General features: G+C 62.0%; 24 protein-coding genes. 9 read left to right on the top strand and 15 right to left on the bottom strand.

Annotation, left to right across the window (positions count from 1 at the left end; genetic code table 11):
• The first annotated feature begins 49 nt into the window (after window positions 1–49).
• Together lon and IAE40_RS11370 are read left to right on the top strand one after the other, a co-directional pair.
• Window positions 50–2,470, top strand: coding sequence for an endopeptidase La (gene lon, locus IAE40_RS11375; protein WP_153773996.1), 2,421 nt, complete (start codon window positions 50–52; stop codon window positions 2,468–2,470).
• Window positions 2,471–2,584: 114 nt separating this feature from the next.
• Window positions 2,585–2,977, top strand: coding sequence for a protease inhibitor I42 family protein (locus tag IAE40_RS11370; RefSeq protein ID WP_200603184.1), 393 nt, complete (start codon window positions 2,585–2,587; stop codon window positions 2,975–2,977).
• Window positions 2,978–2,998: 21 nt separating this feature from the next.
• Here the strand turns inward: IAE40_RS11370 and IAE40_RS11365 are convergent, their stop codons facing one another.
• Window positions 2,999–3,976: an alpha-xenorhabdolysin family binary toxin subunit B gene (locus IAE40_RS11365; protein WP_197893226.1), complete on the bottom strand. Its 978-nt coding sequence runs from the start codon at window positions 3,974–3,976 to the stop codon at window positions 2,999–3,001.
• Between the two features lies 1 nt (window position 3,977).
• Window positions 3,978–5,159 (bottom strand): alpha-xenorhabdolysin family binary toxin subunit A, encoded by a 1,182-nt coding sequence (locus IAE40_RS11360; RefSeq protein WP_178117555.1) that lies wholly within the window; start codon window positions 5,157–5,159, stop codon window positions 3,978–3,980.
• A gap of 258 nt (window positions 5,160–5,417) precedes the next feature.
• Between IAE40_RS11360 and cmoA the strand changes: the two genes are divergently transcribed.
• Together cmoA and cmoB are read left to right on the top strand one after the other, a co-directional pair.
• On the top strand, window positions 5,418–6,161 hold the full coding sequence (cmoA, locus tag IAE40_RS11355) for a carboxy-S-adenosyl-L-methionine synthase CmoA (protein ID WP_153773993.1): 744 nt from the start codon (window positions 5,418–5,420) through the stop codon (window positions 6,159–6,161).
• Complete coding sequence (cmoB, locus tag IAE40_RS11350) at window positions 6,158–7,114, top strand: tRNA 5-methoxyuridine(34)/uridine 5-oxyacetic acid(34) synthase CmoB (RefSeq protein ID WP_197893211.1); 957 nt, start codon at window positions 6,158–6,160, stop codon at window positions 7,112–7,114. The genes cmoA and cmoB overlap by 4 nt, the downstream gene beginning before the upstream one ends.
• A gap of 72 nt (window positions 7,115–7,186) precedes the next feature.
• Here the strand turns inward: cmoB and IAE40_RS11345 are convergent, their stop codons facing one another.
• Complete coding sequence (locus IAE40_RS11345) at window positions 7,187–7,390, bottom strand: hypothetical protein (RefSeq protein WP_054891828.1); 204 nt, start codon at window positions 7,388–7,390, stop codon at window positions 7,187–7,189.
• A 269-nt stretch (window positions 7,391–7,659) separates the two neighbouring features.
• Between IAE40_RS11345 and IAE40_RS11340 the strand changes: the two genes are divergently transcribed.
• Window positions 7,660–8,334 (top strand): heavy metal response regulator transcription factor, encoded by a 675-nt coding sequence (locus IAE40_RS11340; RefSeq protein ID WP_151925358.1) that lies wholly within the window; start codon window positions 7,660–7,662, stop codon window positions 8,332–8,334.
• Window positions 8,331–9,707: a heavy metal sensor histidine kinase gene (locus IAE40_RS11335; protein WP_200603183.1), complete on the top strand. Its 1,377-nt coding sequence runs from the start codon at window positions 8,331–8,333 to the stop codon at window positions 9,705–9,707. Before IAE40_RS11340 ends, IAE40_RS11335 begins: the two co-directional genes overlap by 4 nt.
• A 51-nt stretch (window positions 9,708–9,758) precedes the next feature.
• On the opposite strand, the gene pdxJ is transcribed toward IAE40_RS11335, so the two are convergent.
• From pdxJ to rpoE, 10 genes are all read right to left on the bottom strand, one after another.
• Window positions 9,759–10,481, bottom strand: coding sequence for a pyridoxine 5'-phosphate synthase (gene pdxJ, locus IAE40_RS11330; RefSeq protein ID WP_232233620.1), 723 nt, complete (start codon window positions 10,479–10,481; stop codon window positions 9,759–9,761).
• Window positions 10,482–10,542: 61 nt separating this feature from the next.
• Window positions 10,543–11,226, bottom strand: coding sequence for a DNA repair protein RecO (recO, locus tag IAE40_RS11325; protein WP_054891832.1), 684 nt, complete (start codon window positions 11,224–11,226; stop codon window positions 10,543–10,545).
• A gap of 122 nt (window positions 11,227–11,348) precedes the next feature.
• Window positions 11,349–12,251 (bottom strand): GTPase Era, encoded by a 903-nt coding sequence (era, locus tag IAE40_RS11320; protein ID WP_054891833.1) that lies wholly within the window; start codon window positions 12,249–12,251, stop codon window positions 11,349–11,351.
• A complete protein-coding gene (gene rnc, locus IAE40_RS11315) occupies window positions 12,244–12,933 on the bottom strand; it encodes a ribonuclease III (RefSeq protein ID WP_054891834.1) in 690 nt (229 codons plus the stop codon). The genes era and rnc overlap by 8 nt, the downstream gene beginning before the upstream one ends.
• A 158-nt stretch (window positions 12,934–13,091) precedes the next feature.
• Window positions 13,092–13,946 carry a signal peptidase I gene (lepB, locus tag IAE40_RS11310; RefSeq protein WP_200603182.1) on the bottom strand — a complete coding sequence of 285 codons (855 nt, stop codon included), beginning with the start codon at window positions 13,944–13,946 and terminating at the stop codon, window positions 13,092–13,094.
• 5 nt (window positions 13,947–13,951) lie between these two features.
• Window positions 13,952–15,751, bottom strand: a complete 1,800-nt coding sequence (lepA, locus tag IAE40_RS11305) for a translation elongation factor 4 (RefSeq protein ID WP_054891836.1) — start codon at window positions 15,749–15,751, stop codon at window positions 13,952–13,954.
• A gap of 215 nt (window positions 15,752–15,966) precedes the next feature.
• Entirely contained in the window at window positions 15,967–17,370 is a 1,404-nt protein-coding gene (locus tag IAE40_RS11300; protein WP_371264425.1) for a DegQ family serine endoprotease, read from the bottom strand.
• A gap of 204 nt (window positions 17,371–17,574) precedes the next feature.
• The gene (locus IAE40_RS11295; RefSeq protein ID WP_153773991.1) at window positions 17,575–18,540 is read right to left on the bottom strand and encodes a MucB/RseB C-terminal domain-containing protein; all 966 of its coding nucleotides are present in this window, start codon (window positions 18,538–18,540) and stop codon (window positions 17,575–17,577) included.
• A gap of 12 nt (window positions 18,541–18,552) precedes the next feature.
• On the bottom strand, window positions 18,553–19,143 hold the full coding sequence (locus tag IAE40_RS11290) for a sigma-E factor negative regulatory protein (protein ID WP_125930590.1): 591 nt from the start codon (window positions 19,141–19,143) through the stop codon (window positions 18,553–18,555).
• A 31-nt stretch (window positions 19,144–19,174) separates the two neighbouring features.
• Window positions 19,175–19,756, bottom strand: a complete 582-nt coding sequence (rpoE, locus tag IAE40_RS11285; protein WP_003252049.1) for an RNA polymerase sigma factor RpoE — start codon at window positions 19,754–19,756, stop codon at window positions 19,175–19,177.
• A gap of 434 nt (window positions 19,757–20,190) precedes the next feature.
• Here rpoE and nadB point away from each other — a divergent pair, with 434 nt between their 5' ends.
• Window positions 20,191–21,795, top strand: coding sequence for an L-aspartate oxidase (nadB, locus tag IAE40_RS11280; protein WP_200603181.1), 1,605 nt, complete (start codon window positions 20,191–20,193; stop codon window positions 21,793–21,795).
• Between the two features lie 59 nt (window positions 21,796–21,854).
• Here nadB and IAE40_RS11275 read toward each other — a convergent pair whose 3' ends face one another.
• Together IAE40_RS11275 and IAE40_RS11270 are read right to left on the bottom strand one after the other, a co-directional pair.
• Window positions 21,855–22,310, bottom strand: coding sequence for a protein YgfX (locus IAE40_RS11275; RefSeq protein WP_200603180.1), 456 nt, complete (start codon window positions 22,308–22,310; stop codon window positions 21,855–21,857).
• On the bottom strand, window positions 22,294–22,548 hold the full coding sequence (locus tag IAE40_RS11270; RefSeq protein ID WP_054891841.1) for an FAD assembly factor SdhE: 255 nt from the start codon (window positions 22,546–22,548) through the stop codon (window positions 22,294–22,296). The genes IAE40_RS11275 and IAE40_RS11270 overlap by 17 nt, the downstream gene beginning before the upstream one ends.
• 135 nt (window positions 22,549–22,683) lie before the next feature.
• Here IAE40_RS11270 and ygfZ point away from each other — a divergent pair, with 135 nt between their 5' ends.
• Window positions 22,684–23,625, top strand: coding sequence for a CAF17-like 4Fe-4S cluster assembly/insertion protein YgfZ (gene ygfZ / locus IAE40_RS11265; protein ID WP_200603179.1), 942 nt, complete (start codon window positions 22,684–22,686; stop codon window positions 23,623–23,625).
• 55 nt (window positions 23,626–23,680) lie between these two features.
• A complete protein-coding gene (locus IAE40_RS11260; RefSeq protein WP_054891843.1) occupies window positions 23,681–24,487 on the top strand; it encodes an HDOD domain-containing protein in 807 nt (268 codons plus the stop codon).
• Window positions 24,488–24,494 lie beyond the last annotated feature (7 nt).

Below are 24,494 nucleotides of genomic sequence, written 5' to 3'. Positions count from 1 at the left end.
ATCCCTCCCCGCCCCATCTAAGCACCATAGTCATTCACGCAGGTGCCCCATGAGCGACCAGCAGGATTTCCCGGAACACCCCGACGCACAGAGCGAAATCGAACACCTCGAGGCCAAGGCCGAGACCAGCCGCGCCCTTGCCCTGCCCGGCCAGCAACTGCCGGACAAGGTCTACGTGATCCCGATCCACAACCGCCCGTTCTTCCCCGCGCAAGTGCTGCCGGTGATTGTCAACGAGGAACCCTGGGCCGAAACCCTCGACCTGGTCGCCAAGACCGATCATCATTCCCTGGCCCTGTTCTTCATGGACACGCCGCCCGAAGACCACCGCCACTTCGACACCAAGGCGTTGCCGGAATACGGCACCCTGGTCAAGGTGCACCATGCCAGCCGCGAGAACGGCAAGCTGCAGTTCGTCGCCCAGGGCCTGACCCGCGTACGCATCCGCACCTGGCTCAAGCACCATCGACCACCCTACCTGGTCGAAGTCGAGTACCCGCACCAGCCCGCGCAGCCCACCGACGAGGTCAAGGCCTACGGCATGGCCCTGATCAATGCGATCAAGGAACTGCTGCCGCTCAATCCGCTGTACAGCGAAGAGCTGAAGAACTATCTCAACCGCTTCAGCCCCAACGACCCCTCGCCCCTCACCGACTTCGCCGCTGCCCTGACCTCTGCCACCGGCAACCAGTTGCAGGAAGTGCTCGACTGCGTCCCCATGCTCAAGCGCATGGAGAAGGTCCTGCCGATGCTGCGCAAGGAAGTCGAGGTTGCGCGGTTGCAGAACGAGATTTCCGCCGAAGTGAACCGGCAGATCGGCGAGCATCAGCGTGAGTTCTTTCTCAAGGAACAGCTCAAGGTCATCCAGCAGGAGCTGGGCCTGACCAAGGACGACCGCAGCGCCGACCTCGAACAGTTCGAACAGCGCCTGCAAGGCAAGACCCTGCCCGAGCAGGCTAAAAAGCGCATCGACGAGGAAATGGGCAAGCTGGCGATCCTCGAAACAGGCTCGCCGGAATACGCTGTGACCCGCAACTACCTCGAATGGGCCACCGCGTTGCCTTGGGGGGTATACGGCCAGGACAAGCTCGACCTCAAGCACGCACGCAAAGTGCTCGATCAGCACCACGCCGGGCTTGACGATATCAAGGAGCGCATCCTCGAGTTCCTCGCCGTCGGTGCCTGGAAAGGCGAGATCAGCGGCTCGATCGTACTGCTGGTCGGCCCGCCGGGCGTTGGCAAGACCAGCATCGGCAAATCCATCGCCGAATCCCTGGGGCGCCCCTTCTACCGCTTCAGTGTCGGCGGCATGCGCGACGAAGCCGAGATCAAGGGTCACCGCCGTACCTACATCGGCGCCCAACCCGGCAAACTGGTACAGGCACTGAAGGATGTCGAGGTGATGAACCCGGTGATCATGCTCGACGAGATCGACAAGATGGGCCAGAGCTACCAGGGCGACCCCGCCTCGGCACTGCTCGAAACCCTGGATCCGGAGCAGAACGTCGACTTCCTCGACCACTACCTGGACCTGCGTCTGGACCTGTCAAAGGTGCTGTTCGTCTGCACTGCCAACACCTTGGATTCGATCCCCGGCCCGCTGCTCGACCGCATGGAAGTGATTCGCCTGTCCGGCTATATCACCGAAGAGAAGCTGGCCATTGCCAAACGCCACCTGTGGCCCAAGCAGCTGGACAAGGCTGGCGTTGCCAAGACCAGCCTGAGCATCAGCGACAGCGCCCTGCGCCTGGTGATCGAAGGCTACGCCCGCGAGGCTGGCGTGCGTCAACTGGAGAAACAGCTCGGCAAGCTGGTGCGCAAGGCAGTGGTCAAGCTACTGGAGAACCCGGATGCCAAGCTCAAGATCGGCACCAAGGACCTCGAGGCAGCACTGGGCATGCCGGTGTTCCGCAGCGAGCAAGTACTGGCGGGCAAGGGCGTGATCACAGGCCTTGCCTGGACCAGCATGGGCGGCGCCACCCTGCCGATCGAGGCAACACGCATTCATACGCTCAACCGCGGCTTCAAGCTCACCGGCAAGCTGGGTGAGGTGATGAAGGAGTCCGCAGAAATCGCCTACAGCTACGTCAGCGCGAACCTCAAGCAGTATGGAGGCGACCCAGGCTTCTTCAACGAAGCGTTCATCCACCTGCACGTCCCCGAAGGCGCCACGCCCAAGGACGGTCCCAGCGCTGGCGTGACCATGGCCAGCGCCCTGCTGTCACTGGCGCGCGACCAGGCGCCGAAAAAAGGCGTGGCGATGACGGGTGAACTGACGCTGACCGGGCAGGTGCTACCGATTGGCGGGGTACGCGAGAAGGTGATCGCCGCCAAGCGGCAGAAGATCTTCGAACTGATCCTGCCGGAGGCGAACCGTGGGGACTTCGAGGAACTGCCCGACTACCTGCGCGAAGGGCTGACGGTGCATTTCGCCAAGCGCTTTGCCGACGTGGCGAAAGTGTTGTTCTGATAAACACAGGGCTCTGAGGGGCCATCGCAGGGCAAGCCCGCGATGGCCCCTCAGAGCCCCACATACACAAGCGCATCGGTTATCCTCAGGCCATCGTCCGCCTCAGGAGCCACCATGACCCTCTCCCGCCTGCTGCTCCCCTTGAGTCTCAGCTTGCTCGCCGCCTGCGCGCAGCAACCGCGGCAAACCGTCGAGCTGGATGCCGACAGCGAATGTCCCAAGCGCCTGCAGATCGGTCAGACTCTATCGCTGTCGCTGGCCAGCAATCCTTCCACCGGCTATCGCTGGACGCTCAAGGACCCAGCCTCAAGCGTGCTACGCAGCCTGGGCCCAGAGGTATACAGCACTCCGGAAGAGGCCGGTATCGTCGGCAGTGCAGGTCTTTCAAACTGGCGCTTCCAGGCCAAGGCCGAGGGTACTGCCACGCTTGCCCTGATCTACCAACAACCCTGGGCCCCTGAGGTCGCGCCCGTACAAACCTTCGAGTGCCAGATAACCGTGCGTTGAAACCTGGAGCGATGCGTGCGCTCAGACGGTCTCGAAGTTGCGGCGTACCTCCGCCAGGTAGACGGACAACGCCATGAGGGCATTGCCAAGCGTGCCCAATTCAGTCGCCTGTTGTGCAGCAGCCTGATGGCTCTGCCAAGTCGTCGTCAGCTTTTGGGCTTCCAGTACCCAGCGATCACGCCAACTGTCGACATTGCCAGCAGTGACCAGTTCGTCATGTTCTTGAACAGCCTGTTGCAACAAACTCTGCAACGACGACAATGCCTGTCGCTGTTCGGCAATCTGCCCTACACACGTCGCCCGGGCTGACACAAGATCCGAGAACTTGCGTCCTTCGCCTATGACATCCAGATTGGCCTCGAACTTCTTGACGGCTGCCTTCACCAGTTCAGGGCTCACCGTGGGGTTCTTGATGCTGCTCATCAACAGGTCCACTTCCTCCTCTGTCGGAATCATGCCCTTGATAGTACTGAACAGCGTTGGCACTTCGAACGTCTTGATGATCTGGTCCAGCTCGTTCTTTTGACGCTCCATGCCTGCAACCACTTCCAGCAGGTGGTCGACACTGACTTGCATACGTTCCTTGGTCCCTGCCAGCTGTGAACGGCGCTCCTCCAATTCCGACAGGCGATAAACCTGTATTGCGCTGACTCGCTGGCCCAACACCTGCAACGACGCCTTCAATCGACCCCGCAGACGCACCAGCTCGTCTTCGATATCTTTCTTGATGCCTTGGTTCTGGCCATTTTGCGAACTCACGGCTGCGGCATTTATCTCCGACCAATTCTGGTGCGCAAGATTGAGCGTGGCACTCAATACCTGGTCTTTCATTTGAGCGTCGCACTCCCTGAGCAGCCTCAGCAAATCCGAGACGTTCTCCCGGATAGACGAGCTCAGATGTTTGGCCTGCATATTTACAAACTTGGAAATTTCACCTTGCATCAATCGCATTGCAGACACATCGGGGTACTTCACATGTATCGGGCTGCTAATATCCATATCAATTCTCCTGATTAAAACTTTTCATGACGTCGTTAAAAATCAATGCCAACTCGTGCGAAATATTGCCAATCTTGTGCCACGGGCGGACCACACGATCGATCCGACGCGCAAATCGTTCCACGCTGACATTGGTATCGAGCAGGTCAAGTTCCTCACTCGAGACTTTTGTATGGTCACTCAAGGTGCGGATAACGTAGCGCAGGTTCCAGGCGGCCGTATTGACCTCTTTGAGTCGGCCCTTGATGTCATTGAGCAGACCCGACAATGTGGCCAGGTTCGCCAACTGCGGGGTAAACGATTGCATCTCCATCACCAGCGCTTCGCGACGTTCCAGCAGCTTCTGCTTATCTTGTTTCGCAGACTTTGCCTGATCACCGAACAGCGAATAGGTTAGCCCAACCCCCAGGGGCGAAAATGTCAGCCCAAACAGGGTATAGCCCGTGAAGCCGAGAATGATCGAAGACTGATACTCGATTTCCTGGTCCAATACTCGCAAGTTGTCTGCAAGCGCTGCTGCTCTCTCGCCGGCACCGGCAATGTCAAGCGTCGAATCCAGCCCTGCCAACTTTGGCAGCAAAATATCTTCGACATCCTTATAGAAGCGATCTGCACGCGTTTGAACCTGATCAATATCCTTCGACATCCTGTCGATCAGCTCTTTGATATCCTCGATCGCGCCGAGGATGGATTCAGCCTTAAGCGTACGTTCGTTTTCATCAAGCAGTACTGTCTCCAGTTGCTCCAACACCGCATCCTCGATATCGGAGAGACTATTGCCGTGCATACTGCGGATTTCACTCACGAGCAGCGCGCCTTCGGTGGCGAACGTCTGCGCGAAATTTTCCAGTTTCACGCTAAGGGCTTGAGTTTCGCGCTCTAATGGCTCCCACCCTTCGGCATGCTGGTTCAAGTCGGAGATAAAACTACTAACCCCCTCGCCATCCAGGCCCAGCTTCACGAAGTCGATCCACTCGCTGATTGGCTCCGATGCGCCCGGAAACGAATCCACGGCCTTGACGTAGCGTTTGATCACCAGCAGGTTTTCGCGGCTGAAGATCAACCCAGGTTGCTGGTCAGTCTTTATCGGATCGCTGATCGTCTCGATGTATTGCAGAGGTATCAGCTCTGCTTTCAGCTGCGGGTCGAGAGTTGCTAACGACTCATTCTCTAGCACTTCCATAGTGATCGTCCTTTGAGGGTCGGATGAGGTGCTCCGCCAGTACAGCGCAGAGCAAGCCTCACCATACGTCGCGCCCCACTCGTCTTCCGTGGCTCTAGACTTGGCTTGGTGACATCCAATTCGCTTCCACTTGGCAGAAATACAGCTCTTTCGAGTCACCACTTTCTTCCCAGACCCACCGATCACTGGCCGCACTCCCGGTATGCAGCACCGCATGGCTTGGCTAGAATGTCGCCTTTGTCTGTTCCCGAGCCCACTGTGAGCCAAGACCCCGACCGCCTTTTCGCCCAACCCCTGGAGCAGGTGCCCGACTTCGTCTTCAACGAGGACGTGGTGCGTGTGTTCCCGGACATGATCAAGCGCTCGGTACCCGGCTACCCGACCATTGTCGAGAACCTCGGCGTGCTCGCCGCACGCTTCGCTCAACCCCACACCGCGCTGTACGATCTTGGCGCCTCGCTGGGCGCCGTGACCCAGTCGCTGCGCCGCCATGTGCGCCACGACGGTTGCCGGGTGATCGCGGTGGACAACTCAGCAGCCATGGTCGAACGCTGCCGCCAGTACCTCACCGCACAGGACTCGATGTTCCAGGAACTGCTGCCAGTGCAGGTAATCGAAGCCGACATCCTTGCCCTGCCCTTCGAGCCCGCCTCGGTAGTGGCGATGAACTTCACCCTGCAATTCATTGCCCCTGAGCAGCGCCTGGCTCTGCTCGCACGCATTCACCAAGCCCTGCTGCCGGGTGGCGCGCTGATCCTGTCCGAGAAACTGCGCTTCGACGACGTACAGGAACAGGACCTGCTCAACGACCTGCACCTGGACTTCAAGCGTGCCAATGGCTACAGCGATCTGGAAATCGCCCAGAAGCGCAGCGCCATCGAGCACGTGATGAAGCCCGACACCCTGCAAGCCCACCAGGAGCGCCTCCACGCCGCCGGCTTCTCGAAAGTCGTACCCTGGTTCCAATGCCTCAATTTCGCCTCGCTGATAGCCCTGCCATGATCGATCTGTCTCCCCTCGTCCGCCGTCTGACGGGCACGCCACTGGCTTCCTGGTCCCTGGGGCTGCAAGCACAACTCGACACCAAGCTGGAGAAGGGCCATGGCGACCTCGAGCGCTGGCGCGGCGCCCTGGATGCGCTGCCTGACCTGACGCCCGAGAAAATCGACCTGGTCGACGGATTGCGTCTGGACAGCAATTGCGATGACGCCACCCGTGCTCAGGTGTACCAGGCGCTGATGGGGCTCTCGCCGTGGCGCAAGGGGCCGTTCGACCTGTTCGGTGTGCACGTGGACACCGAATGGCGCTCGGACTGGAAGTGGTCGCGTGTCGGTCCGCACCTGAACCTCAAGGGCAAACGCGTGCTCGATGTGGGCTGCGGCAACGGCTACTACCAGTGGCGCATGCTCGGCGCTGGTGCCGACATGGTGGTCGGTGTCGACCCGAACTGGCTGTTCTTCTGCCAGTTCCAGGCGGTGCAAAAATACCTGCCAGACCTGCCCGCCTGGCACCTGCCCTTCGCCCTGGAAGAACTGCCCGCCAACCTCGAAGGCTTCGACACCGTGTTCTCGATGGGCGTGTTCTATCACCGTCGATCCCCCATCGAGCATTTGCTGGCGCTCAAGGACTGCCTGGTCAAAGGCGGGGAGCTGGTGCTGGAAACCTTGGTGGTCGAGGGCGATGAGCAGCACGTGCTGGTGCCCGAGGACCGCTACGCACAGATGCGCAACGTCTGGTTCCTGCCGTCGGTACCCGCGCTGGAGCGCTGGCTGCGCCGCGCCGGCTTCAGCGATGTACGCTGCGTGGATGTAAGCGTCACCAGCGTCGAGGAGCAGCGCAGCACCGACTGGATGCGTTATCAGTCGCTGGCCGATTTCCTCGACCCGAACGACCACAGCAAGACCATCGAAGGCCTCCCGGCCCCCCGCCGCGCCACGCTCCTGGCGCGTAAATAAAAAAAGCGCCCCGAAGGGCGCCCAAGTTCACCAGCAGCGAGGAGCTGTCGCAGCGCCGGTGCCTGACTACCGCTAGTCCTTGGCTACCTCACGGGCCGTCTCCTGCGCCTGGCGCTCACGTTTGACCAGCACTTGCTGCCGGTCGCCGAACAGCCGCTCCTGCTCCTTGAGAAAGGTATCCACGAACTGCTGTGAACGCTCCGCGCCACCTTCGGCGAAAACGCTGGTGCTGCCCATCGCGAGGGTCGCCAGCAGCAGATATTTGATCAGGTTCATCGTGCTTGCCTCATGATCACCGTTCAGACAGCGCCATCCTAGCCAGCGGCAGCTAACGCCAAGGTGAGCCCGGCATTACAGTCTTGCAATGTGGTCCTGCGGGCGGTGTTTCCAAGCGAAGGGCCCCAAACAGGCACCCAGATGACGCCCGCATTACAAATCGGTTATCTGCGCCGACAACGCATTCTCATGCCGTAACATCCTGCAGCTTGACCCTAAAGCCCCTACAGGCTTGAGAATCGCGCCCTTTCAACTCCACAGAGCCCACCATGCGCCTATTGATCATCGAGGACGAACCCCGTACCGCCGACTACCTGCAGCAGGGCCTACGCGAAAACGGCTACGTGGTCGATTGCGCATACACGGGCACCGACGGCCTGCACCTGGCGCGCCAGCACAGCTACGATCTGGTGATCCTCGACGTCAATCTGCCCGAGCTCGATGGCTGGGGCGTGCTACAGCGCCTGCGCGCCGAATCGTCGACTCGGATCATGATGCTCACCGCCCATGGTCGCCTGGCCGACCGGGTCAAGGGCCTGGACCTGGGCGCCGACGACTATCTGCTCAAGCCTTTCGAGTTTCCGGAACTGCTGGCGCGAATCCGCAGCCTGCTGCGGCGCAACGATCAGCATCTGCAACCAGACACCCTGAAGGTCGCCGATCTCGAACTCGATCCCGGCCGTCATCGCGCCTGGCGCGGCGGCCAGCGCATCGACCTGACCGCCAAGGAGTTCACCCTGCTGCATCTGCTGATGCGCCAGAGCGGCGAGGTGCTCTCACGCACGCAAATCATCTCGCTGGTGTGGGACATGAACTTCGACTGCGACACCAATGTGGTCGAGGTGTCGATCCGCCGTCTGCGGGCGAAGATCGACGACCCCTTCGAGCACAAGCTCATACACACCTTGCGCGGCGTGGGGTACGTGCTCGAGGCACGCGCGTGAAGGGCCGTACCCTGTCGCTGCGCCTCGGGCTTTCGGTCACCCTGATGGGCGCCGCGCTGGTACTGCTGCTGGCCTGCCTGGCAGTGTTTGCCCTCGACCACGAACTGGACAGCCGCGCCCGTCGCGACCTGGCGCGCAAGATGCTGCAAGTCGAGCACAACCTGCGGGTGGATCTGCGCAGCGACGACCTCGGCGCCCGCGCTCATCCCCTGCTCGACCTGGTGATGGGGCACGACAACCTCAGTCTCAATGTGCTGGCGATCAATGGACGGCACCCGTCGCTGCTGAGCCTGGGCCCGGCACTGGAGGCGCAGGCGTTGCGCCAGCTACCCGCGGGGCAGCAGCCAAGCTTCACGCAATGGCGTGACAGCGACGGGCGGCAGATCCTCACCGTCACCCAGTTGATGCGCCTGCGCGACGACCAGCCGGTGCGAGTCATGATGTCGCTGGACCGCGCCGACGACAATGCGCTGCTCCAGGCCTACCTGAACTCGACCTTGCTGGCGCTGCCGATACTCTTGCTGCTGATCGGCATCGGTGCCTGGAAACTGGTGCAGCGTGGGCTCGCCCCCCTGCGCCGATTCCGCCGTATCGCCGGGCAGATCTGCGCGCACGACCTGGCGCATCGACTGCCGACCAGTGGCCTGCCCCAGGAACTCGCGGAGCTGGCCGGCAGCATCAACATCATGCTCGATCGCCTCGACCAGGGTGTTCGCCAGCTGTCGCAGTTCTCCGACGACCTGGCCCACGAACTGCGCACCCCCATCGGCAACCTGATGGGCAAGGCCCAGGTCACCTTGTCCCGCGAGCGCGACGGCAACCGCTACCGCGAGGCGCTGGAGGACAGCGTCGAGGAGCTCACCCGCCTGAACCGCATCATCAATGACATGCTGTTCCTGGCCCAGGTCAGCCAACCCCAGGCACTGGCCATGCTCAAGCCACTGTCCCTGGCCGATGAAACCGCACGGGTGATGGAGCTGTTCGACTTCAGCGCCGAACTGAAAGGAATCGAGCTACGGGCACACGGCTGGGGCACGGCCTTGGCCGACCGATTGATGTTCCAGCGAGCGCTGTCGAATCTGCTGAGCAATGCCATCCGCCATAGCCCACAGGGCCAGGTGATCGAACTGGGGATCGAGCGGCGCCAGGACCAGGTCTGGTTGTGGGTGCAGAACCAGGGCGCGGGGATTGACGAGGCGCACCTGGCGCATCTGTTCGAGCGCTTCTACCGGGCCGGCTGTGGTCGCTCGCGTCTGGAGGGTGGTACAGGGCTGGGGCTGGCGATCGTGAAATCGATCATGCAACTGCATGGAGGCAGGGTCGAGGTCAGCAGCGCAGCGCAAGGACCGACTCGGTTCAGCCTGGTGTTTTAGGCCGAGTGATGGCGGCGGCTTCGCGAGCAAGCCCGCGAGACCGCCCCAATATCAACGCGAAGCCGCCACGATCAAGGCCTTCATTTCTGCCACCGCCGCCTTGAAGCCGACGAACAATGCATGGGCCACCAGGGCATGGCCGATGTTCAGCTCATTGATCCCCTTGATCGCCGCCACTGCTTCGACGTTATGGTAGTGCAGGCCATGCCCGGCATTGACGATCAGCCCCTGCCCCACGCCAAAGGCCACGCCGTCGACGATACGCTTGAGCTCCTCGGCTACCTCGGTCGGGGTCTGTGCATCGGCATAGCGACCAGTATGCAACTCGATGGCCGGCGCGCCCACGCGACGCGACGCCTCGATCTGCCGTTCGTCGGCATCGATGAACAGCGACACCTCGGCGCCGGTGCGCGCCAGGCGCTCCACTGCAGCCTTGATCCGCGCCTCCTGGCCTGCCACGTCCAGGCCACCTTCGGTGGTCAGCTCCTGGCGGGTCTCGGGCACCAGGCAGATGTGTGCCGGACGGATCTTCTCGGCGAAAAGCATCATCTCTTCGGTGACGCCCATCTCGAAGTTCATGCGCGTTTGCAGCACGTCCTTGAGCAGCAGCACATCACGCTCCTGGATGTGCCGGCGGTCTTCGCGCAAATGCACGGTAATACCGTCGGCACCCGCTTCCTCGGCGTCCAGCGCGGCCTTGACCGGGTCCGGATAGCGGGTGCCCCGGGCCTGGCGCAGGGTGGCCACGTGATCGATGTTGACGCCGAGAAGCATGCGGTTGCTGTGAGTCACGAAAGGCTCTCCTGAAGATTGAGCCCCACAGCATACGACGTGCTCAACGCTTGCGAAACAGTTCCCGGCTGACCAGTGGCTTGGGCCCCAGGTGGACGGCCAGCGCCTGACGCATCAGGCGCTTGGCCGCAAGCAGCGCGCCCGGGGCATCCCAGTCGGCATCGGCCAGGGCCAACAGCTCCGTACCACTGAACAGACCAGGCTGAAACAGCTCGACCCGCTCCAGCCCCGCGTCCACCTGGAGCCGATAGCGCCCCTCAGCGACGACCGCATCATCGTTCACGTCGTGGGTCAGCGAGAAGGCATAGCCCAGCTCGTCCAGCAGACGCCATTCGAAGGCCCGCAGCAGCGGCTCCAGCGGCCGGCCGGCAGCCAGCGCCTCGAGGGTCAGGGTGTAATGCTCGAACAGGGCAGGAAACGGCGCTTCGGCAGGGAGCAGGCGCATCAGCAACTCGTTGAGATACAGACCGCTGAACAGCGCGTCGCCGTGCAGCCACCCGGCAAGGCCGACCGTATCCAACCGACCGACGTTCTTCAACTCGCCCCGCCCGCGTAACTCGACTTCCAGCGGCACGAAAGGGCGCACCGGGCTACCGCCCTTGCCCCGCGCGCGCCGCAACACCGCCCGCACACGGCCTTGGGCGGTGAAGAAGTCCACCAACGCGCTGGTTTCCTTGTAGGCGCGGCTGTGCAGGACGTAGGCGGGTTGCGGGGTGGGTTGGTCCATGGATATCTCAGGTGGCAAACATGACTGTGGGAGCGGGTTTACCTGCGAATGCATCAGTGAATCCACTATCGCATTCGCGGGTAAACCCGCTCCCACAGGTTGGGGCAGATTCGCGGTTGACGCTACAGGTCGCCGTAACCCAGCGAACGCAGGGCGCGTTCGTCATCGGACCAGCCGCCCTTGACCTTGACCCAGAGGTTGAGCATGACCTTGGAGTCGAACAACACCTCCATGTCCTTGCGGGCCTCGGAACCAATGCGTTTGATACGCTCGCCCTTGTCGCCGATGATGATCTTCTTCTGGCCGTCACGCTCGACCAGGATCAGGGCGTGGATGTGCAGGACATGCCCCTGCTGTTTGAATTCTTCGATCTCGACGGTGATCTGGTACGGCAGCTCGGCGCCGAGCTGGCGCATGATTTTCTCGCGTACCAGTTCGGCTGCCAGGAAGCGGCTGCTGCGGTCGGTGATCTGGTCTTCCGGGAAGAAGTGGTCGTTTTCCGGCAGGTGCTTGGCGATCTGGGCTTCCAGGGCGTCCAGATTGTGCCCCTGCTGAGCCGAGATCGGCATCACTTCGGCGTTCGGCAGTTGCTCCTGCAACCACTGCAGATGCGGGATCAACTCGGCCTTCTCTTCCATGCGGTCGGTCTTGTTGACCGCGATGATGAGCGGACCGGTGACGTACTGCACACGCTCGAGCACCAACTGGTCCTCGTCGGTCCAGCGAGTGCGGTCGACCACGAAGATCACCACGTCGACATCCTTGAGCGCTGCCGAGGCGTTGCGGTTCATGTAGCGGTTCAAGGCCTTGTCGTTGGCCTTGTGCATACCGGGGGTGTCGACGTAGATCGCCTGCACATCACCTTCGGTCTTGATGCCGAGCATGTTGTGACGGGTGGTCTGCGGCTTGCGCGAAGTGATCGCCAGCTTCTGCCCGAGGATGTGGTTGAGCAGCGTGGACTTGCCCACGTTGGGGCGGCCGACGATGGCCACGTAACCGCAGCGGGTCGGATTGTTCTCAGTCATTGCCATTCTCCACGCCCAAGGCGATCAGTGCAGCGGCAGCGGCGACCTGCTCGGCGATACGCCGGCTCACGCCCTGACCACGGCTCTTGTTGTTCAGCAGCACCACTTCGCATTCGACGAAGAAGGTGCGGCAATGAGGTTCGCCCTGGATATCCACCACTTCGTAGCGCGGCAGTTCGCAGGCACGCGACTGCAGATACTCCTGCAGACGGGTCTTGGGGTCTTTGTTGGTGTCGACCAGCGTCAACCCATCGAACTCGCCGGCCAGCCAGGCGAGAATGCGCTCGCGGGCGGTCTGCATGTCGGCGTCCAGATAGATCGCCCCGATCAGCGCTTCGAGTGCATCGGCAAGAATGGATTCACGGCGAAAACCACCGCTCTTGAGTTCGCCCGAGCCCAGGCGCAGATAGTCGCCCAGGTCGAAGCCGCGGGCCAGGCGGGCCAGGGTCTCACCCTTGACCAGCCGTGCGCGCAGGCGCGACAACTGGCCTTCGCGAGCCTGGGGGAAGCGCTCGAACAGCGCCTCGCCCGCCACGAAGTTGAGAATCGCATCACCGAGAAATTCCAGGCGCTCGTTGTTGCGCCCGGCATAACTGCGATGCGTGAGTGCCAGGAGCATCTGATCCTGGTTCTTGAAGGTATAGCCGAGCTTGCGCTCCAGGCGTTCGAGGGAAGCGCTCATGCAGCCACCCCTTCGTTGTTAAACGCGTTCAAATCAACATCCTGAAAGACTGTTTGGCTGTGTCACGCCGTCGTGCAGCGGCGAATTTACCCATCCCTGAGAACACAGCCTATGTCAGAAATGCATTCGGCGCTGTCTGTTGACAGCGCCGAGGGGTATCAATGGATCAGGCCGACCCGCGACAGGTTGGGGAAGTGGCTGAGCTTGGGCTCGGGCCAGCTCATCCAGACTGCGAAGGCCTTGCCGACGATGTTGCGGTCCGGGACCATGCCCTGCAGCTCGCGCGGGATGCTCGGATCGTCCCAGTAGCGGCTGTCGTTGGAGTTGTCGCGGTTGTCGCCCATCATGAAGTAATGCCCGGCAGGCACGGTCCACTGCTGGTCCGGCGGCATGCGGTAGCGGCTCATCTCCTTGCGGATCAGGTGCTCGGCTGCGCCCAGCTTCTCCTTGTACAGCTCGGCACTGCCCAACGATCCGGCTTCGGTGCCCACCAGTTGCTCGGCGACCAGTTGGTCGTTGACGTACAGGTGCTTCTCGTTGGTGTAGCGGATCCGGTCGCCCGGCAGGCCAACCACACGCTTGATGTAGTTGACGTTCGGGTCACTCGGGTAGCGGAACACCATGACGTCCCCGCGCTGCGGGTCACCGACCTCGATGACCTTCTTGTCGATCACCGGCAGGCGGATGCCGTAGGAGAACTTGTTCACCAGGATGAAGTCGCCCACTTCCAGGGTCGGCTTCATGGATCCCGACGGGATCTGGAAGGGTTCGACCAGGAACGAGCGCAGCACCAGCACGATGAACAACACCGGGAAGAACGACTTGCCGTACTCGACCAGCAACGGCTCCTTGTTCAGGCGTTCGACCACCGCAACTTCGGGCTGGCTGACGCTACCCTGGTAGTTGGCGATCGCCGCTCGCCGGCGCGGAGCCAGGAACAGCAGATCGATCAGACCCAACAGACCGCAGACAGCAACGGCGATGACTAGCAACAGCGGGAAATTTAGCGACATAGGACCTAGCTATCCAACCTGAGCACAGCGAGGAAGGCTTCCTGTGGGATCTCCACGTTGCCCACCTGCTTCATGCGTTTCTTACCGGCCTTCTGCTTCTCCAGCAGTTTCTTCTTACGGCTGACGTCACCGCCATAGCACTTAGCCAGTACGTTCTTTCTGAGCGCCTTGACAGTGGTCCGCGCAATGATCTGGCCGCCGATAGCTGCCTGGATCGCCACGTCGAACATCTGCCGAGGAATCAGTTCCTTCATCTTCTCGGTCAACGCACGACCTTTGTAGGCCGCGTTGTCACGATGCACGATCAATGCCAGGGCATCGACCTTGTCGCCGTTGATCAGCACGTCCAGCTTGACCAGGTTGGCCGACTGGTAGCGATCGAAATGATAGTCCAGCGAGGCGTAGCCGCGGCTGGTGGATTTGAGACGGTCGAAGAAGTCCAGCACCACTTCGTTCATCGGCATGTCGTAGCGCACCTGCACCTGGCTGCCGAGGAACTGCATGTCACGCTGAACGCCACGCTTCTCGATGCACAGGGTGATGACGTTGCCCAGGTGCTCCTGCGGCACGAGGATGGTCGCGGTGACGATCGGCTCGCGGAAATCGGCGACCGCCGAGACATCCGGCAGCTTCGACGGGTTGTCGACGACGATGGTTTCGCCGGTCTTGAGCTCCAGCTCGTAGATCACGCTTGGTGCCGTGGTGATCAGGTCCAGGTCGTATTCGCGCTCCAGGCGCTCCTGGATGATCTCCATGTGCAGCATGCCGAGGAAGCCGCAACGGAAGCCGAAGCCCAGTGCATCGGAGCTTTCCGGCATGTACTGCAGCGACGAGTCGTTGAGCGTCAGCTTCTGCAGGGCGTCGCGGAAGTCCTCGAAATCGTCGGAACTGACCGGGAACAGGCCGGCGTACACCTGCGGCTGGATCTTCTTGAAGCCTGGCAGCACTTCGACCTCAGGGGTCGAGGACAGCGTCAGGGTGTCGCCGACCGGCGCGCCATGAATGTCCTTGATGCTGGCGATGATGAAGCCCACTTCACCGGCCTTGAGATCGGCGGTGGCGGTGTGTTTCGGGGTGAAGACGCCGACGCTGTCGACCAGGTGCACCTTGCCGGTGGACTTGACCAGGATCTTGTCGCCCTTCTTGACCCGGCCCTGACGCACGCGTACCAGCGACACGACGCCCAGGTAGTTGTCGAACCAGGAGTCGATGATCAGCGCCTGCAAGGGTGCGTCGATCTCGCCTTCCGGCGCGGGGATAGTCTGTACCAGGCGCTCGAGCACCTCGTCCACGCCCATGCCGCTCTTGGCACTGCAGGCCACGGCGTCGGTGGCGTCGATGCCGATGATCTTCTCGATCTCGTCCTTGACGCGGTCCGGATCGGCCTGGGGCAGGTCCATCTTGTTCAGTACCGGCATGACCTCGAGGCCCTGCTCGATGGCGGTGTAGCAGTTGGCGACCGATTGCGCCTCGACGCCCTGGCCGGCATCGACCACCAGCAGCGCGCCCTCGCACGCCGCCAGCGAACGCGAGACTTCATAGGTGAAGTCGACGTGGCCGGGGGTATCGATGAAGTTCAACTGGTAGGTTTTGCCGTCCTGCGCCTTGTAATGCAGGGTGACACTGTGGGCCTTGATGGTGATACCGCGTTCACGCTCGAGGTCCATGGAGTCGAGGACCTGGGCTTCCATTTCGCGCGCCGTCAGGCCACCGCACATCTGGATGAAACGGTCGGCCAGCGTCGACTTGCCATGGTCGATGTGGGCGATGATGGAGAAATTGCGGATATGACTCAAATCACTCACGGGTCAACACTCGAAAAGGCTGCGAGCCGGACGCCCGCGGAAAAATAGCCGGGAATTGTACCTCAAGCCGGAGGGATATGGGAGATTCCTCTATCGCCACGCACACCTGCAAATGCGACATGAATTTGCTCGGCTCGCTGATGTTCCCACAGAAAATCATGACACGCTCATGAAAAAGGGCAGCCGAAGCTGCCCTTTCCTACCCTTCACTCAGCCTATTCAGCCAACTTGAAGGTGATGAAGCTGGCGCGCCCTTGTCGCAGCACACGCATCGATACCGAACGATTCTTCGGCAGGTCCTTGGCGATCTCGGTAAATTGCTTGGCCGAGCTGATCGCCTGGTTGTTCAGGTGGCTGATAACGTCGCCCGGACGCAGGCCAATAAGGGCAGCCGGGCCATCCTGAACCTCCTTGATGACCACGCCGCCCTTGAGCTCGAGCGACTTCTTCTGCTCGTCGCTGAGGTCGGCGACGGAGACGCCCAGGCGGTTGCTGTTGCGCTCCACGCCGGCCTGACCACCGGTGCCAATGTCGGCATCGTCTTCAGGGAGTGCGCCGACAGTGATGTCCAGGGTCTGGCGCTTGCCTTCGCGAATGATTTCGAGCTTGGCTTTCTGGCCATCCTTGAGACCGCCGACCAGGTGTGGCAGGTCTGCGGACATGATGATCGGCTGGCCGTTCATGCTCAGGATCACGTCACCGACCTGCAGGCCGCCCTTGGCCGCAGGACCGTTTTCCAGCACCTGGGCCACCAGGGCGCCGGCAGGCTTGTCGAGCCCGAAGGATTCAGCCAGGTCCTTGTTCACTTCCTGGATCACCACGCCGAGCCAGCCGCGACTGACCTTGCCGTCTTTCTTCAACTGGTTCGAGACATCGATCGCCACGTCGATCGGGATGGCGAACGACAGACCCATGAAACCGCCGGAGCGGGTGAAGATCTGCGAGTTGATACCTACGACCTCGCCCTTCATGTTGAACAGCGGGCCGCCGGAGTTACCCGGGTTGATCGCGACGTCGGTCTGGATGAACGGCACATAGGTGTCGTTGGGCAAGGTGCGCCCCTTGGCGCTGACGATACCTTTGGTCACCGAATGATCGAAGCCGAACGGCGAGCCAATGGCCAGCACCCACTCACCGACCTTCAGCTTCTCGGAATCGCCCAGTTTGACGGTCGGCAGATTCTTGCCATCGACCTTGAGCAGCGCCACGTCGGTGCGCGGGTCGGTGCCGACCAGCTTGGCCTGCAACTCGCTGCGGTCGGACAGGCGGACGATGATTTCGTCGGCGTCGGCAACTACATGGTTGTTGGTCAGGACATAGCCATCACTGGAGATGATGAAGCCCGAGCCCAAGGACTGCGCTTCACGCTGGCGGTCGCCGCCACGCGGGGAACGCGGCTGCTGCGGCATGTTGCGCTCGAAAAACTCGCGGAACATCGGCGGCAGGCCTTCCAGATCGGGCATCTGCCCAGCGGCCACGCGACGGTCCGGCAGCTTTTGCTTGGTACTGATGTTGACCACTGCCGGCGAGGCCTGCTCGACCAGGGTGGTGAAATCCGGCAGGGCTTCTTCGGCCTGGGCGGTGAGCACCTGGCCGAGCATCAGCACGGCGGCGAACATCGATAGGTAGGTTTTCAAGCGTGGTATTGACATACGGCTCCCGTCACAACGAGCGTAGTTAGCAGAAGGGCCCCTGCAGATGCAGGAAAGGCCAGACTCCAGGGAGTCTGACCTATAGGAAATTTACCAGTTGATTGCAAATGACAATGCTTTAATTTCATGTCAGCTGCATGCCTGGCAGCTTGTAGGAAGGGTCTGCGACGGTCATTGCCGTGCCTGGACATCCTGGGCGCGCATCGACAGCGCCACGCGCTCGGCAGTGCCCAGCGGAATCTCTCCGACCACGGTCACCATGACCTTGCCCTTGGGCGTGTTCAGATGCCGCGAAACAGCGACAGTCGGCCCCAGTTGCGCACGGGTGTCGGTACCGGCGTCTTCCTTGATCGGCTCGAGAAAGACCGAAAAACGTGCCAGCCCATCGTCGTACATCAGGCTGCTGACGGTACTGTTGCGTTCCGGATCACGGCGAATAGCACTGTTGACCAACTCGAACCCCGGCGGCAGCCAGTCGGAACGCCAGCCAGCGACTGTTTCGGATTTGGTCGCCGCAAGACGTTCCACCGGCTTGCACGCGGCACTGGCCTGCAGGTCGCGATCGGTCGGCACATCATCGGTGTCCAGGCGGGTCATCTGGAAGCGCTCGAGCAACTGCCCCTTGTCGTTGAGCATCAACGAACGCAGCGGCAGGCCGGTCTGGCGATCCAGGTGAAGCTCAAAGGCGTAGCGGTGCTGGTCGCGTGGCGTGAGCGTGACGATCACCGCGTCGCGCCCGGCGATTCGGGCCTTGCCAGCCACACCCAGGTCGTACCAGCTCATCAGCTTCAAAGGATCTAGTAAACGCGGGGCGGAATCGGGCGGTGTACCGACCCCGCTGACCAGGGAACCACTGACGCACTGCACCTTGCCATTGACCCGCACGATTTCCTGGGCGGCGCCATCAAGCTGCAACAGCCGCTCGCTGACCTTGCCGTCCTGGACTCGATGCCAGATATCGTGGGAAGAAAAACTGCCGTTACGTTCGTAGACGAAAGAACCCTGGTAACTCTGCCCTTGCTCGGCCTGTGCCAGCTTGTTGAGCCACTCGCTCGCCTCGGGCGAAGAGTTGGCCGCCAATACCGGCACCGTCATGCAACTGCCGAGCAGCAGCGACAGAAGAGGTAGCGCGCGCATGAGCCTCCTTACTTAGCGATTTTCCAGGCTGGCGGCGCGGGCATAAGGCAGAGCGGTTTCGGTGCCCTTCAGCGCAGACTCCTGAGCGTGCTGGCGCAGATAACCTGGCAGACGCTGATCCCAGCCAGCCTGATTCTGCAGCACACCGTTGGCCATCGGACCGGTCGGTTGCTCACTGCTTTCACTATAGCCTGCCAGAACGGCTGGGCCCTGAGCCTGTGGCACGGTGATGCCCTGCTGCACAGGCTGCTGCGAAGCGAGTTGCGCACCGTTGATCTCGTCCTGGTTGTACAGGCGTACGCCTGCCAGCACAGCGACGGTCACCGAGGCGGCAACGGCCAGGCGGCCAATGCTGCGCCACGGGCCACGCTTGGCCTTGACCGGTACGGCTTCATCGGCCAGCGCAGCCGAAACGGCCGAGGCGATGTCGAGCTTGGGCAGCAGCAGTTCCTTGTGCATGGCTGCGCGAGCGACCTGGTAACGCGACCAGGTGGCACGGGTCTCGGCATCATCGACCGCGTTCAGCACGCGACGTAATTCCAGTTCGTCCGCTTCGTTATCCATTACCGCGGACAGCGATTCCTGCAAAGCTTCACGACTCATGGCGGTTCCTCTCTTGGCTGTCGCCGCTGTCTCAGGTTTCCTGCAACAGGGGTTGCAGGGCTTTGTCTATGGCCTCCCGAGCGCGGAAGATTCGAGAGCGCACGGTACCCACTGGACATTGCATGACACTCGCAATGTCTTCGTAACTCAGTCCGTCGAACTCGCGCAGGGTCAGTGCTGTGCGCAGGTCTTCGGGCAGTTGCTGGATGGTGCGATGGACAGTGCCTTCGATTTCATCCCGCAACAACGAGCGCTCTGGGGACTCGAGATCCTTGAGACCATGATCGCCGTCGTAGAACTCCGCATCCTCGGAGCTCACATCGCTGTCTGGCGGCCGTCTTCCACGGGACACCAGGTAATTCTTCGCCGTGTTGATGGCGATGCGGTACAGCCACGTGTAGAACGCACTGTCACCGCGGAAGTTGCCAAGCGCACGATAGGCCTTGATGAACGCTTCCTGTGCCACGTCCTGCGCTTCATGGGTGTCGTGTACAAAACGCACGATCAACCCGAGAATCTTGTGCTGATACTTCAGCACCAACAGATCGAACGCTCGCCTGTCACCGCGCTGCACGCGCTCGACAAGCTGCTGATCCTCTTCCTGGGTTAGCATGAACACTCCTCAGTGAACTCAAAGGAGCGTTGCGACAGCCATCGTTCAGGCTTGCAACCATAGACTCGGGCTTTGCGCAAAAGTTCTCCCCTCCAAGCAAGTTTCCTGCGGCCTCTGGTCGGCTCGCACGAAAAAGACACAGCGCGGTCGCAGCCGGCTGCGTCGATAATCGGTGTTTCGAATACACAGGTTTCAGCCCGGGTAGAGCTGCTGTCCTGCGTCGCCTCGGCAATCGTGGCAGACGGGCAGCCTTCTTGAGATTTGCAGGGGTGCTGGAAAGTTCCCACAAAGTCGCCGCGCCCGCGCAACCGCCATTGGAAATCCGACGCCGGGGGCTGCTATAAAGGCAGCCCGGCACTTTTCCAATAGTTTCACAATGCCATATACGCATGCCTATTGTGCCGCTCCCCTTCCCTAGTTACTAGTGTCCCGACATGAGCCAACAATTCCAACATGATGTCCTGGTGATCGGCAGTGGCGCCGCCGGTCTCAGCCTGGCACTGAACCTTCCCAGCCACCTGCGCGTTGCCGTGCTGAGCAAGGGCGACCTCGCCAATGGCTCTACCTTCTGGGCCCAGGGCGGTGTCGCCGCAGTACTGGACGACACCGACACGGTGCAGTCGCACGTCGAGGACACGCTCAATGCAGGCGCAGGCCTGTGCCATGAAGACGCCGTGCGCTTCACCGTCGAGCACAGCCGCGAAGCCATCGAGTGGCTGATCGAGCAGGGCGTGCCTTTCACGCGCGACGAACACCACGGCGTCGACGACGGAGGCTTCGAGTTCCACCTCACCCGTGAAGGCGGTCACAGCCACCGCCGCATCATCCATGCCGCCGATGCCACGGGCGCCGCGATATTCACCACCCTTCTGGAACAGGCACGCCAGCGCCCGAACATCGACCTGCTCGAACAGCGTGTGGCCGTGGACCTGATCACCGAGCGGCGCCTGGGCCTGCCCGGCGACCGCTGCCTGGGCGCCTACGTGCTCGACCGCAACAGCGGCGAGGTAGACACCTTCGGCGCGCGCTTCACGGTATTGGCGACTGGCGGTGCAGCCAAGGTCTATCTCTACACCAGCAACCCCGACGGCGCCTGCGGTGATGGCATTGCCATGGCCTGGCGCGCTGGCTGTCGGGTGGCGAATCTTGAGTTCAACCAGTTCCACCCCACCTGCCTGTACCACCCGCAAGCCAAGAGCTTCCTGATCACCGAGGCCCTGCGCGGCGAAGGCGCACTGCTGCGCCTGCCCAACGGCGAGCGTTTCATGCCGCGCTTCGACCCACGTGAAGAGTTGGCGCCACGGGATATCGTCGCCCGCGCCATCGACCATGAAATGAAGCGCCTGGGCGTGGACTGCGTGTACCTGGATATCACCCACAAACCTGTCGAGTTCATCAAGAGCCACTTCCCCACGGTCTACGAACGCTGCCTGACCTTCGGCATCGACATCACGCGCCAGCCAATCCCCGTGGTACCGGCGGCCCACTACACGTGCGGCGGCGTGATGGTCGATGAGCGCGGGCACACCGACGTGCCGGGCCTGTATGCCATCGGCGAAACCAGTTTCACCGGCCTGCACGGGGCCAACCGCATGGCCAGCAACTCGCTATTGGAGTGCTTCGTCTACGGACGTGCGGCGGCAGCGGACATCGAGGCGCACCTGGACGAAGTCAGCAGACCGCAGGCCCTGCCTTGTTGGGATGCCAGCCAGGTCACCGATTCGGATGAGGACGTGATCATCGCGCACAACTGGGACGAACTGCGGCGATTCATGTGGGACTACGTGGGCATCGTGCGCACCAGCAAGCGCCTGCAGCGCGCCGAGCACCGGGTGCGTCTGCTGCTCGACGAAATCGACGAGTTCTACAGCAACTACAAGGTCAGCCGCGACCTGATCGAGCTGCGCAACCTGGCGCAGGTGGCCGAGCTGATGATTCGCTCGGCGATGCAGCGCAAGGAAAGCCGTGGGCTGCACTACACCCTGGATTATCCAGGGATGCTGGGCGAAGCCAGGGACACGATTCTCAACCCGACCTGAGCCTGGCGCCGACCTCTTCGCCTGTGGCGTCTTGCCCGTGAAGAGGTCGATCCCTCACCTCACTCTCCCGCCATCACCCACCGGCGCCGGCTGAACTTCAAGCGCACACGAAGCCGCCGGTGTTCATCCGCCGTCAGCGTATCCCTTGGAATGCACTGACTCTGGGCAACCCGCCGCCCGTCGCGCACGAAGCGCAACACCACTATCCGCGGCAGAGCGACGCTGTCACGACACAACCTTATCCGCTCCCAGCCACAGGCACGGCTGAACGCCTGCCAGCCACGCGCATCACGGCGCAAGCCAGTCACGGCATCGGGATGAGTCAGAAGGATACGGCGGGGAATCACCCAACAGGCATGGGCGAGGCAGCCAATCAGTGCACAAGCTGCCAACCACCAGGGCAACTCGACTGACCACAGGGTGGCGAGCGCCAGCGCCTGCCCGCAAAGATAGGCCGTCAGCAGCAGGCGCGAGCCTTGCCAACGGCACTCGAAGCACTCACTTGGGCTGGACACGGTCCAGGATGATGCGGACCATGCGCTGCAGCTCAGGGTCTTCGGATTCGTTACGCTCCATGAACCAGCCGAACATGTCCTGGTCCTCGCAGGTCAACAGGCGGCGATACAGTTCGCGATCCGCTTCGCTCAGGTTCGGGTAGACCTCTTGAGTGAAGGGGACGAGCAGCACGTCCAGCTCCAGCATGCCGCGGCGGCTGTGCCAGAAAAGCCGGTTGAGTTCAGTTTGTTCGACCATGGGGCCCTCCTCGAATGGTCGCGCAGTATACCGCGCTGCAACCGCAGCGGCACGAGGCATTGGTCTAGTCACCTACCTATTTTGTTACTGGCGTTCTATGATGGCCGCCAGTCTTTATAGCTACCGCGATGACCCATGGCCGACTCCGCTTTCTTCTGTCCCCTGTCCCACGAGGGCATCCTCGCTGTCCGCGGCTCCGACGCCGGAAAATTCCTGCAAGGCCAGCTGACCTGCAACCTCGACTACCTGAATCTGCAGCACGCCAGTCTCGGCGCGCGCTGCATGGTCAAAGGCCGCATGCAATCCAGCTTCCGCATCCTGCCCGAGGGCAATGGCTACCTCCTTGCCATGGCCAGCGAACTGCTCGAGGCGCAACTGGCGGACCTGAAGAAGTACGCGGTCTTTTCCAAGGCCACGCTGACCGACGAAAGTACCGCCTGGGTGCGCTTCGGCTTGCAGCAGGGCGATGCCGCGCTGCAGGCGCTGGGGCTTGAAACACCGCAGGCAGCCGGCGCCACGGTGCGTCATGAAGGGCTTTTGGCCATCGCCGTCTCGCCCGCTCGCGTCGAATTGTGGGTGCCCGCCGAACAGGCCGCCAACGTGCGCGAAACCCTCGCCGCCGCGCTGCCCGAAGGCACCCTGGATGCCTGGCTGCTGGGCCAGATCCGCGCCGGCATCGGCCAGGTCATGGGCCCGACCCGTGAACTGTTCATCCCGCAGATGATCAACCTGCAGGCCGTCGACGGCGTGAGCTTCAAGAAGGGCTGCTATACCGGCCAGGAAATCGTCGCGCGCATGCAGTACCTGGGCAAGCTCAAGCGTCGCCAGTATCGCCTCTCGCTGCCCGTGGACGAAGCGCCCGCACCAGGCGCAGAAATCTTCTCGCCCACCCACGGCTCGTCTGTCGGCGAGGTAGTCATCTCGGCACCCGCCGAGCAAGGTGTCGAACTGCTGGCAGTGCTCAGCGCCGACTCGGTGGAAGATGACAACCTGCACCTGGGCAGCCTCGAAGGGCCGCGCCTGACCCTGCTCGACCTGCCTTACGAACTGGACCGCGACCGGGAAATCCAGCGCTGACCAGCCCGCCCCGCCGCTGCGGCGGGGCAGCCCCACCACTGCGGTAGAGAAGTCCATGAACAAGCTGGCCGAGATGGTTCAAGCGCAGTTGCTCGCTGCCATCGACAACGACGACCTGGTCCTGCCCACGCTGCCAGAGGTTGCCCTGAGCATCCGCGAAGCCGCCGAAGACAGCGAAATCAGCGTGGCCGCCTTGAGCCGCGTGATCGGTCGCGATGCCGCGCTCTCGGCGCGCCTGATCAAGGTGGTCAACAGCCCGCTGCTGCGCGCACTGGTGGAGGTCACCGACCTGCACACCGCGATCACGCGCCTGGGCGTCAACTACAGCTGCAACCTGGCCATCGGCCTGGTGATCGAACAGATCTTCCATGCCCGCTCGGCGGCGGTGGAGCACAAGTTGCGCGATATCTGGGAAAACAGCCTGGAAGTAGCGGGCATCAGTTACGAAATATGCAGGCGCTACACCCACCTCAAACCCGATCAGGCCACCCTGGGTGGGCTCGTGCACCAGATCGGCGCCCTGCCGGTGCTGATCTACGCCGAAGAGCACAACGAGCTGCTGTCCGACCCCGTGTGCCTGCACTATGTCATCGAGCAGATTCAACCGGTGCTGGGCGACAAGATCCTCAGCGCCTGGGAGTTTCCAGAGCAACTGGTCAACCTGCCCAGCCAGGTCCAGAACCTGGAGCGCGAGACCGACAAGATCGACTACATCGGCATCGTCCAGATCGCTCGCTCGCTCAGCCTGCGCGGGCGCGGCCAGCCCTTGACCAGCCTCCCCGCCTATAAGCTGCTGCGCCTGCCGGAGGGCAAGGAGCTGGACCTGATGGAACTGGTCGAGGCGCGGGACATGTTGCGCTGAATGCCGC

Source organism: Pseudomonas sp. S44 (genome assembly GCF_016624805.1).
Lineage (GTDB): Bacteria > Pseudomonadota > Gammaproteobacteria > Pseudomonadales > Pseudomonadaceae > Aquipseudomonas > Aquipseudomonas machongensis.
The sequence above is the reverse complement of the archived record's forward strand: the minus strand, read 5'-3'. Positions and strand labels throughout refer to the sequence as shown.

Coding starts and splice junctions, on each gene's coding strand:
- IAE40_RS11295 (WP_153773991.1), bottom strand. CDS start 18,540: ATGCGCGCGCTACCTCTTCTGTCGCTGCTGCTCGGCAGTTGCATGACG.
- recO (WP_054891832.1), bottom strand. CDS start 11,226: ATGGACCAACCCACCCCGCAACCCGCCTACGTCCTGCACAGCCGCGCC.
- cmoB (WP_197893211.1), top strand. CDS start 6,158: ATGATCGATCTGTCTCCCCTCGTCCGCCGTCTGACGGGCACGCCACTG.
- IAE40_RS11370 (WP_200603184.1), top strand. CDS start 2,585: ATGACCCTCTCCCGCCTGCTGCTCCCCTTGAGTCTCAGCTTGCTCGCC.
- pdxJ (WP_232233620.1), bottom strand. CDS start 10,481: ATGCTTCTCGGCGTCAACATCGATCACGTGGCCACCCTGCGCCAGGCC.
- IAE40_RS11290 (WP_125930590.1), bottom strand. CDS start 19,143: ATGAGTCGTGAAGCTTTGCAGGAATCGCTGTCCGCGGTAATGGATAAC.
- IAE40_RS11270 (WP_054891841.1), bottom strand. CDS start 22,548: ATGGTCGAACAAACTGAACTCAACCGGCTTTTCTGGCACAGCCGCCGC.
- era (WP_054891833.1), bottom strand. CDS start 12,251: ATGACTGAGAACAATCCGACCCGCTGCGGTTACGTGGCCATCGTCGGC.
- IAE40_RS11365 (WP_197893226.1), bottom strand. CDS start 3,976: ATGGATATTAGCAGCCCGATACATGTGAAGTACCCCGATGTGTCTGCA.
- rnc (WP_054891834.1), bottom strand. CDS start 12,933: ATGAGCGCTTCCCTCGAACGCCTGGAGCGCAAGCTCGGCTATACCTTC.
- IAE40_RS11260 (WP_054891843.1), top strand. CDS start 23,681: ATGAACAAGCTGGCCGAGATGGTTCAAGCGCAGTTGCTCGCTGCCATC.
- IAE40_RS11300 (WP_371264425.1), bottom strand. CDS start 17,370: ATGTTCGCCGCCGTGCTGATGCTCGGCCAGGTGCTCACCGCCCAGGCC.
- IAE40_RS11340 (WP_151925358.1), top strand. CDS start 7,660: ATGCGCCTATTGATCATCGAGGACGAACCCCGTACCGCCGACTACCTG.
- nadB (WP_200603181.1), top strand. CDS start 20,191: ATGAGCCAACAATTCCAACATGATGTCCTGGTGATCGGCAGTGGCGCC.
- rpoE (WP_003252049.1), bottom strand. CDS start 19,756: ATGCTAACCCAGGAAGAGGATCAGCAGCTTGTCGAGCGCGTGCAGCGC.
- lon (WP_153773996.1), top strand. CDS start 50: ATGAGCGACCAGCAGGATTTCCCGGAACACCCCGACGCACAGAGCGAA.
- ygfZ (WP_200603179.1), top strand. CDS start 22,684: ATGGCCGACTCCGCTTTCTTCTGTCCCCTGTCCCACGAGGGCATCCTC.
- IAE40_RS11345 (WP_054891828.1), bottom strand. CDS start 7,390: ATGAACCTGATCAAATATCTGCTGCTGGCGACCCTCGCGATGGGCAGC.
- lepB (WP_200603182.1), bottom strand. CDS start 13,946: ATGTCGCTAAATTTCCCGCTGTTGCTAGTCATCGCCGTTGCTGTCTGC.
- IAE40_RS11360 (WP_178117555.1), bottom strand. CDS start 5,159: ATGGAAGTGCTAGAGAATGAGTCGTTAGCAACTCTCGACCCGCAGCTG.